At 68.8% G+C, this 6,650-nt stretch carries 5 protein-coding genes; 4 read left to right on the top strand and 1 reads right to left on the bottom strand.

The window, feature by feature from the left end; genetic code table 11:
* Positions 1 to 298: 298 nt before the first annotated feature.
* The 4 genes from VF794_RS36655 to VF794_RS36670 are packed head-to-tail and all read left to right on the top strand — an operon-like array spanning position 299 to position 4,144.
* Entirely contained in the window at positions 299 to 850 is a 552-nt protein-coding gene (locus VF794_RS36655; protein ID WP_331117814.1) for an RNA polymerase sigma factor, read from the top strand.
* Positions 847 to 1,617, top strand: a complete 771-nt coding sequence (locus VF794_RS36660) for a hypothetical protein (RefSeq protein ID WP_331117816.1) — start codon at positions 847 to 849, stop codon at positions 1,615 to 1,617. The genes VF794_RS36655 and VF794_RS36660 overlap by 4 nt, the downstream gene beginning before the upstream one ends.
* Positions 1,614 to 3,206, top strand: coding sequence for a caspase family protein (locus tag VF794_RS36665; RefSeq protein WP_331117818.1), 1,593 nt, complete (start codon positions 1,614 to 1,616; stop codon positions 3,204 to 3,206). The genes VF794_RS36660 and VF794_RS36665 overlap by 4 nt, the downstream gene beginning before the upstream one ends.
* On the top strand, positions 3,194 to 4,144 hold the full coding sequence (locus VF794_RS36670) for a hypothetical protein (protein WP_331117820.1): 951 nt from the start codon (positions 3,194 to 3,196) through the stop codon (positions 4,142 to 4,144). Before VF794_RS36665 ends, VF794_RS36670 begins: the two co-directional genes overlap by 13 nt.
* Positions 4,145 to 4,182: 38 nt before the next feature.
* Here VF794_RS36670 and VF794_RS36675 read toward each other — a convergent pair whose 3' ends face one another.
* Complete coding sequence (locus VF794_RS36675) at positions 4,183 to 6,603, bottom strand: NACHT domain-containing protein (protein WP_331117822.1); 2,421 nt, start codon at positions 6,601 to 6,603, stop codon at positions 4,183 to 4,185.
* Positions 6,604 to 6,650: the final 47 nt, after the last annotated feature.

A 6,650-nucleotide genomic window follows, 5' to 3' on the forward strand; every position in this document is an offset into this window, starting at 1 on the left:
ATGCTCGTCTTCGGGCCAGACTGCGGGACCGCGACGCTCGACGGCACCGCGGTGGAGCTGCCCGCTCGCCGTCCGGGAGGAAAGGGGCGTCGTCACTGAGACGTCCCTGAGTACGCGGCCCGGGGGCTCTACCCCTCCCCCCCCGGGCCGCGGCCTCGCCTCTTGCCCGAAAAAAAGCCTCACGGGTCCAAGGGAGAGAAGCAGCGAGGAGGCAGCCCGCATGATGAGCAGCCTGGCCCAAGGTGACGAGCGCGGATTGCGGGTAGACTTCGGGCTCCTCCCTTCTTTGAAGGCAGCAGTGAGCCGAGCCGACTCGCAGCAGATCTCCGTGCTCTTCAGCCAACACGGGCCCCGGGTGTATCGGCGAGCCCTGCGGCTGCTCGGCAATCCCGCGGACGCCGAGGAGGCGACGCAGGAAATCTTCATCCGCGCCTTCCGCTCCGCCGAGGGTTTCCGGCAGCAGAGCCAGCTGACGACGTGGGTGTATCAAATCACCACCCACTACTGCCTGAACCTGATTCGGGACCGCACGCGGCGCACCGAGCTCTATACGGAGCACGTGGCGCCCATGGCGGACGACACCGACAGGGCGGACCCGGCGCACCCGGATGACATGCTGCTGCTGCGGCGGTTGCTCGCGGAGGCCGACCAGCGCCAGGCAGCGGCGGCCGTGTACGTCCTCCTCGATGGCATGTCGCACGAGGAGGCGGCCGTGGTGCTCGGCGTATCCAAGCGGACGGTGGGCAACCTGCTCGAGCGTTTCCAGGCGTGGGCGAGCGCGCGAGTCAGCGCGCCGCCGGAACCCAAGAAGACGTCCGGTTTCCTCGGATTTGGAAGGAAGCGTTCATGAGCCCGCCCGACTTCAGCAAGCTGCGGCAGGGGCGCCCGGAGTGCCCGTCCGACTTCACGTTGGATCGGCTCCACGCGGGCGAGCTCTCCCGGGAGGAGGCCCAGGAGCCCGAGCGGCACGTGGCCGGCTGCGCGGACTGTGGCGCGCGCATGGCCGAGCGCCGGGCCGGCTTCGATGGCCTGCCAGGGGTGGATCCGCGCGTGATGCTGGGGCGCATCCGGACGGGGCTCGACAGGCCCCTCCCGCTCCCCCAGCGGCTCCTCGGCTGGCTGCGCCGCCACGTCGCTCCCCTGACGATGGTGGCCACCGCGGCCGTCGCCCTCCTGCTCGTCACCGGCCAGGAGAACGTCCAGCCTCCGATGACGCGGGCGAAGGGCTCGCTCGCGCTGCACGTGTTCCGGCTCGTGGGGGACCATGCGGAGGAGGCGGTCAGCGGGGGCACGTTCGCCCCGGGAGACCGGCTCCGCTTCACCGTGGACCTGCCGTCGGAGGGCTTCGTGACGGTGCTCGGCGTCGAGTCCTCCGGGGCGCTCTACACCGCGTGGCCGCTCGAGCCCGGGACACAGACGCGCTTCGGTGAGGACAAGGGCATCCCGCTGTCCGGCGCGGTGTCGCTCGATGAGCAGCCGGGCCGCGAGACGCTCCACCTCGTGCACTGCCCGATTGAAGTGGGCCCGCCGCGGTGCACCTCCGCGGGTGCCAAGGCCGCGCCCGTGTGCCCCGCCGGCTGCGTCACCACGCCGTTCATCCTGGTGAAGGGCCCATGAGTCGAGGGTGGACGGGACTGCTGGGCCTGCTCCTCGCGCTGCTCGTGCCCTTCACGGCCCGGGCGCTCCCGGAGCACACCTGGGTCGTCGCCATCGGCCACAACGATGGGGCCCGCAACGAGGTGAGCCTGCTGTACGCGGAGCAGGATGCCAGGACGATCGTCGACGTGCTGCGCGAGCACGGGAGCGTCTCGTCCCGGCGCACGATCCTCCTGCTGGGCGAGGACGCGAACACGGTGCGGCGCACGCTCCAGGAGGTGAACGCCACCATCCGCGTCCAGGCGGGCCAGGGGCACCCCACCGCGCTCGTGGTCTTCTATTCGGGGCACGCCGACGCGGCGGGGCTCCACCTGGGGGGCACCGAGCTGCCGCTGGAGGAGTTGAAGACACTCGTCGAGGGCTCACCGGCGGGCGTGCGCGTGCTGGTGCTCGATGCATGCCGCTCGGGGACGGTGACGCGCGTGAAGGGCGTCAAGGCGGCGGAGAGCTTCCAGCTCACCCTGCGCAACGAGGTGGCCACCGAGGGCCTGGCCATCATCACCTCGAGCGCCGCGGGCGAGGCGAGCCAGGAGTCGGACCGACTGCGGGGCTCGTTCTTCACCCACCACCTGGTGAACGCGCTGCGAGGCGCGGCGGACCACGACGACGACGGCAAGGTGACGCTGCCCGAGGCGTACAGCTACACCTACGCGCAGACGCTCCGCTCGAGTGGACAGACGGTGGCGCTCCAGCACCCGACGTACTCCTGGGAGGTGAAGGGGCGCGACGAGCTGGTGCTGTCGGTACCGGCCGAGCCCCGGAGTCGCGCGGGCCGGCTGCGGCTGGGCGAGGCCGCGCTCTACCTCATCATGGAGGGGCGGCAGGGGGGGCCGGTGGTGGCGGAAGTCACCCCACAGGGCCAGCGACGGGAGCTGTCCCTGCCCGCGGGCAACTATTTCGTGCAGCAGCGCAACTCGGACGAGTACCGCGAGTACCAGGTGGCGCTCGCCACGGGGAGCATGGTGGAGCTCGCCACGCTGCCCTTCGAGACCGTGCGCTATGACCGGCTCGTGCGCCGCCGGGGCGGCCCGAAGGCCTACACGCAAAACGTCTCCCTGCTCGGAGGCGCGCGGGGGCAGATGCTCGCGGGCGAGGGCGCCACCCCGCAGCTCCAGCTCGGCTACGGCCTCGACTTCGAGTGGGGCTCCGTGGGGGTGCGGCTGCGTGGCATGACGATCCAGGGAGCCGGCTCGGACGGACTGCTGGTGCGCCGCCACGATGAGCTCGGACTGGGGCTGACGCTGATGCGCTTCATCGACCTGGAGCCCGTGAGCGTGGCCTTCGGACTGTTCGTCGAGGGCGTGATGCACCGGCAGGACTTCGACACGGAGCGGCTCGTCGAGAGCCGGCGGGCCCTGGGCGCGGGCTTCGGCGGCATCCTGCTGGTGGAGAGACACCTCGGAGCGGGAGTGGCCCTGCGCCTGGAGGGAGGACCGGTGAGCGGGCTCTTCAAGCGCGCCGTGGTCCAGGGTGGCGAGACGACGGGCCAGGAGGAGTTGATAACCCCCCTCACCTGGTGGGGCACGGGAGGACTCGTATGGCGCTGGTGACACTCCGGAGACTGGCCTGGGTGCTCGCATGCGGGACGCTCGCGTGCGGGGACTCGCTCGTGGATGAGAGGTACTCGGGGACGGCGCGCTTCACGGTGCCCGGCTCGGTGAACGGCGTCTCGCAGTACGTCACCGAGGCCAACCCCGAGGTGAGCATCGGGGTCTTCTGGAGTGTCCGGAAGCCGGGCGCGACCAGCGAAACGCTCATCGAGCAGCCGGGGGCGGCCCTCCGCGCGGAGTATTACCGGCCCTTCGAGCTGAAGCTGTTCGACGAGCCCGGTGCCGAGCACTTCAACACCCTGCCCTCGGGCGCGCGGTATGGCGCGGCGTGGCTCGCGGCCTACCAGGACGCGAATGACAACGGGCGAAGGGATGAGACGGAGCCGCTCATCGGCGGCTCCAATGGGCGGTTGTTGATTCGCGCGCCCAAGGCACTGACAGCGAAGGATTCGCCCACGGGGGCGGCGCTCCCCGAGGGGTGGCATCTCGTCTCGACCCCGCTCAACTGCTCGCTGCCCCCCGGGGCTCCTCCCCCCCCGGCTGGCTCCACCCCCGTGCCGGCGGACCCCGTGGCGGATGGCGAGTGCGGAGTGCCGCTCGGAAATTCCTGCAAGAACGACGCGGAGTGCGGAGGCGGCGTGTGCGTCCGCGAATTCCTGGGAGGGTGGCCCAACGGCGCCTGCCTCATTCCGGAGCCTCCGCCGAACGGCTGCCGCCAGAAGGGCTCGGTGCTGGTGAGGGACCCCGGCAATCCGACGAAGGGGTTCTGGGTGAAGGCCTGTACGGTGTCGGCCGACTGCGGGCGTCCCGCGCCCTTCCAGTGCGACCAGCAACGCCGCATGTGCAAGCCCAGCGCCAATGTCCCGGTGGACTTGAATGACATGGGGCCGCCGCGCGGCTACTGCAATCCAACCGGGACGACGCCTCCGCCGCCCTGAGTGCAACCCAACCCCTTCCTTCTCCTTCTGGGAGAGGGTCAGGATGAGGGTCTGTGCTGACTGTCAGGCCGCGGGGCTCGCACACCTTTCATCGCGAGCTTCCAGAGCGCGAACAGTGCCATTTCCTTCTCGTGCTGAATTGAAGCGGTGCGCACGAATTCCTTCAATGGCCCAAGGGCCTCGGGCAGCTCAAGCTCTTCGAGCCTTTTGAGTGCCAGCCGGCGTACCTTGTCGTCAGGATCATTCAAACAGCGCAACATGAGGTGATTGACTTTGTCGTCATTGAACTCGGCGATCAAGACGAGGGCCTTCCTGCGGCTCTTCGGATCCTCCTCATCGGCCATGGCAAGCAAAGAATTCAGAGAGAGGATTTGTTTCGCTGGGGCCCGCGTGGCGCCGCTGGTGTACTGCCTCCACCACTTGGCAACGGTCGAAGCGAGTTTCCTGAGAGTCACGTCTTCATGATTCGACCCTAGCTGTATGGCCGTTTCCACCAAGCTCGGATCCAAGGCAATGGAGTCTTGTTGCCCATCCAGAGAGTTCACAACCACCACCACATTTATTGTCTGGAGAAGCCCTTGCAGGGTGTTCGTGTCTGGATTCCCGACAACGGATTCAACGACCTTGAGTAATTCTTCCTTTCCGCTCAAGAAAGCGGAGAAGAACGCAGTTGTTGTGACGGTCAGGTCTGGATCACGAACGAGACGCGTCAAAAGCTCCTTGCCAAGAGCAGCATCAAGGTCGGCCAGCATCCTGCACAGACCCACGCGAAGGAGCGAGGATGGAGCCTGAGTGAACTCGAGCAATGCTCGTCGTGCCCGCGGAGGTCCCTCCATGAAGCCCAGGGCCTTCATCGCCTTGGATCGGAAATGCTCGTCGGCGCTTTCGGTCATCCGAAGCAGTACATCCAGCAGACGTTCGCTGAAGTCCGTCAACGCCAGCTCGCGCAAGAACGGATCGAAGGCGCCCAGGGGCATGTCCCGTATCCATTCCACCAGGGCCCGAGCGATCTCCTGCTGGAGTGGGACGGGCAGCACATCCCCGGCCTCGCTCGCGAGCAGTGACGCCAGATAGATCTGCTTGCGAAGCAGCTCCGTCACATACCGGCGCTCGCCCTGCTCCTGGTACTCCAACACCCGCCGGATGAGCTTCTGGGTCGCCTGGGCGCGCTTCTGGATGAGCGCCATGTACCCCACCCCCAGGCGGAGCACCTCCTCCCAGCGCGGATCCAAGAGGTGCTCGAAGGCCACCTCCTCGAACCGCTCCGAGGAGAGCAGCCCCACGGCGGTGAAGAACTCCTGGAAGGTCAGGTGGAGGAAGCCCCACTGGCCCGCGCCGCGTTCCAGGAGGATCTGCACCTCCTTGCCCGCACGTTCGAGGAACTCCCGGGCGGACCGTTCCGCGTCCCGCCGCGTCCCTCCATCCCGGGCCTGAATGGCCTCGGCCAGCGTCTCGATGACGAACGCCTCGGGCGCGGCTCCGGCGGGCCACTCCTCGTGCATCCGCAGGGCGAGTTCACCCAGGATGGGAATGGCCTCTTCCTCGTAGCGGATGCTGCGCGTCTCGCTCTCGCCCGCCACGACCCGGCGGGCGTTGCTCCAGGTCTCGCAGAGCGTCCGCGAGAAGATCTCATAGGCCTGGACCCGGTGGCGCGGAAGCTGTCCCTCTGCCCTGTGGATGAGCGCCAGGGCCGACAGCAGAAAGGGATTGCGCGCGAGGTCCCGCAGGCGCGGGTTCTTGAAGAGCGCCTCCAGGAGCTTTCCAGACTCGCGCTCCGCTCCAAGGTCATCGGGGACGCCGTCGTTCTCCCAGCGCCGACACGCCCGCTCGAAGGCCCAGGCGTAGCGGCGGACCTGCTCGTCGTCGAAGGGCCCGAGCGTCGTCTCGAGTCCGTCCGGCAGCGAGAAACCGGAGTAGCCCACCACGCGGGCCGAGGCGATGAAGCGGTTGCGAGGGAACCGGGCGCAGAAGGTCTCCAGCCACCGCAGGAGGGGGCCACGCACCTCACTGCGCACCTCGTCGAGCCCATCGAGCAGCACGAGGCACTCCCCCGCCTCCAGCACCCGCTCCAGGAAGTGCCGCAGCGGGGCCTCTCCGCCGACGTTCCGGTCGTGGAAGTAGACCGCCAGCGCGTCGATGACGGAGCCCACGGAGCCCAGCCGCTCGCGGATCTCCGCCAGCCGCCCCACGCTGACCATGAGCGGAAGGAGCCGCTCCGAGGGTCCCAGGTGCTCGGCCCAGGACAGCGGACCTCCGGCGGCCAGCACCGCGAGCCAGCGCAGCACCGTCGTCTTTCCCGAGCCCGGATCTCCCAGCACCACCAGCGCGCGCCGCTCCCCCACGAGCTTCGGGAGGGGCACGGAGAGCAGGGCGGGCTCGAACTCCTTCAGGGATCTGCTCGCCGCGAGCAAGGTCTCCGGCAGCCCACCGCTGCCCAGCCACTCCGAGAGGGAGGACATGGACGGGCCCGACCGGGTCCGCACCCGAGCCTCGGGCGCGATGAACA

Origin of the sequence: Archangium sp., from assembly GCF_036389735.1 — a bacterium.
Taxonomy (GTDB): Bacteria; Myxococcota; Myxococcia; order Myxococcales; family Myxococcaceae; genus Archangium.

Excerpts from the sequence above, each read along its gene's own strand:
- VF794_RS36670 (WP_331117820.1), top strand. The coding sequence starts at position 3,194 with ATGGCGCTGGTGACACTCCGGAGACTGGCCTGGGTGCTCGCATGCGGG.
- VF794_RS36665 (WP_331117818.1), top strand. The coding sequence starts at position 1,614 with ATGAGTCGAGGGTGGACGGGACTGCTGGGCCTGCTCCTCGCGCTGCTC.
- VF794_RS36660 (WP_331117816.1), top strand. The coding sequence starts at position 847 with ATGAGCCCGCCCGACTTCAGCAAGCTGCGGCAGGGGCGCCCGGAGTGC.
- VF794_RS36675 (WP_331117822.1), bottom strand. The coding sequence starts at position 6,603 with ATGTCCTCCCTCTCGGAGTGGCTGGGCAGCGGTGGGCTGCCGGAGACC.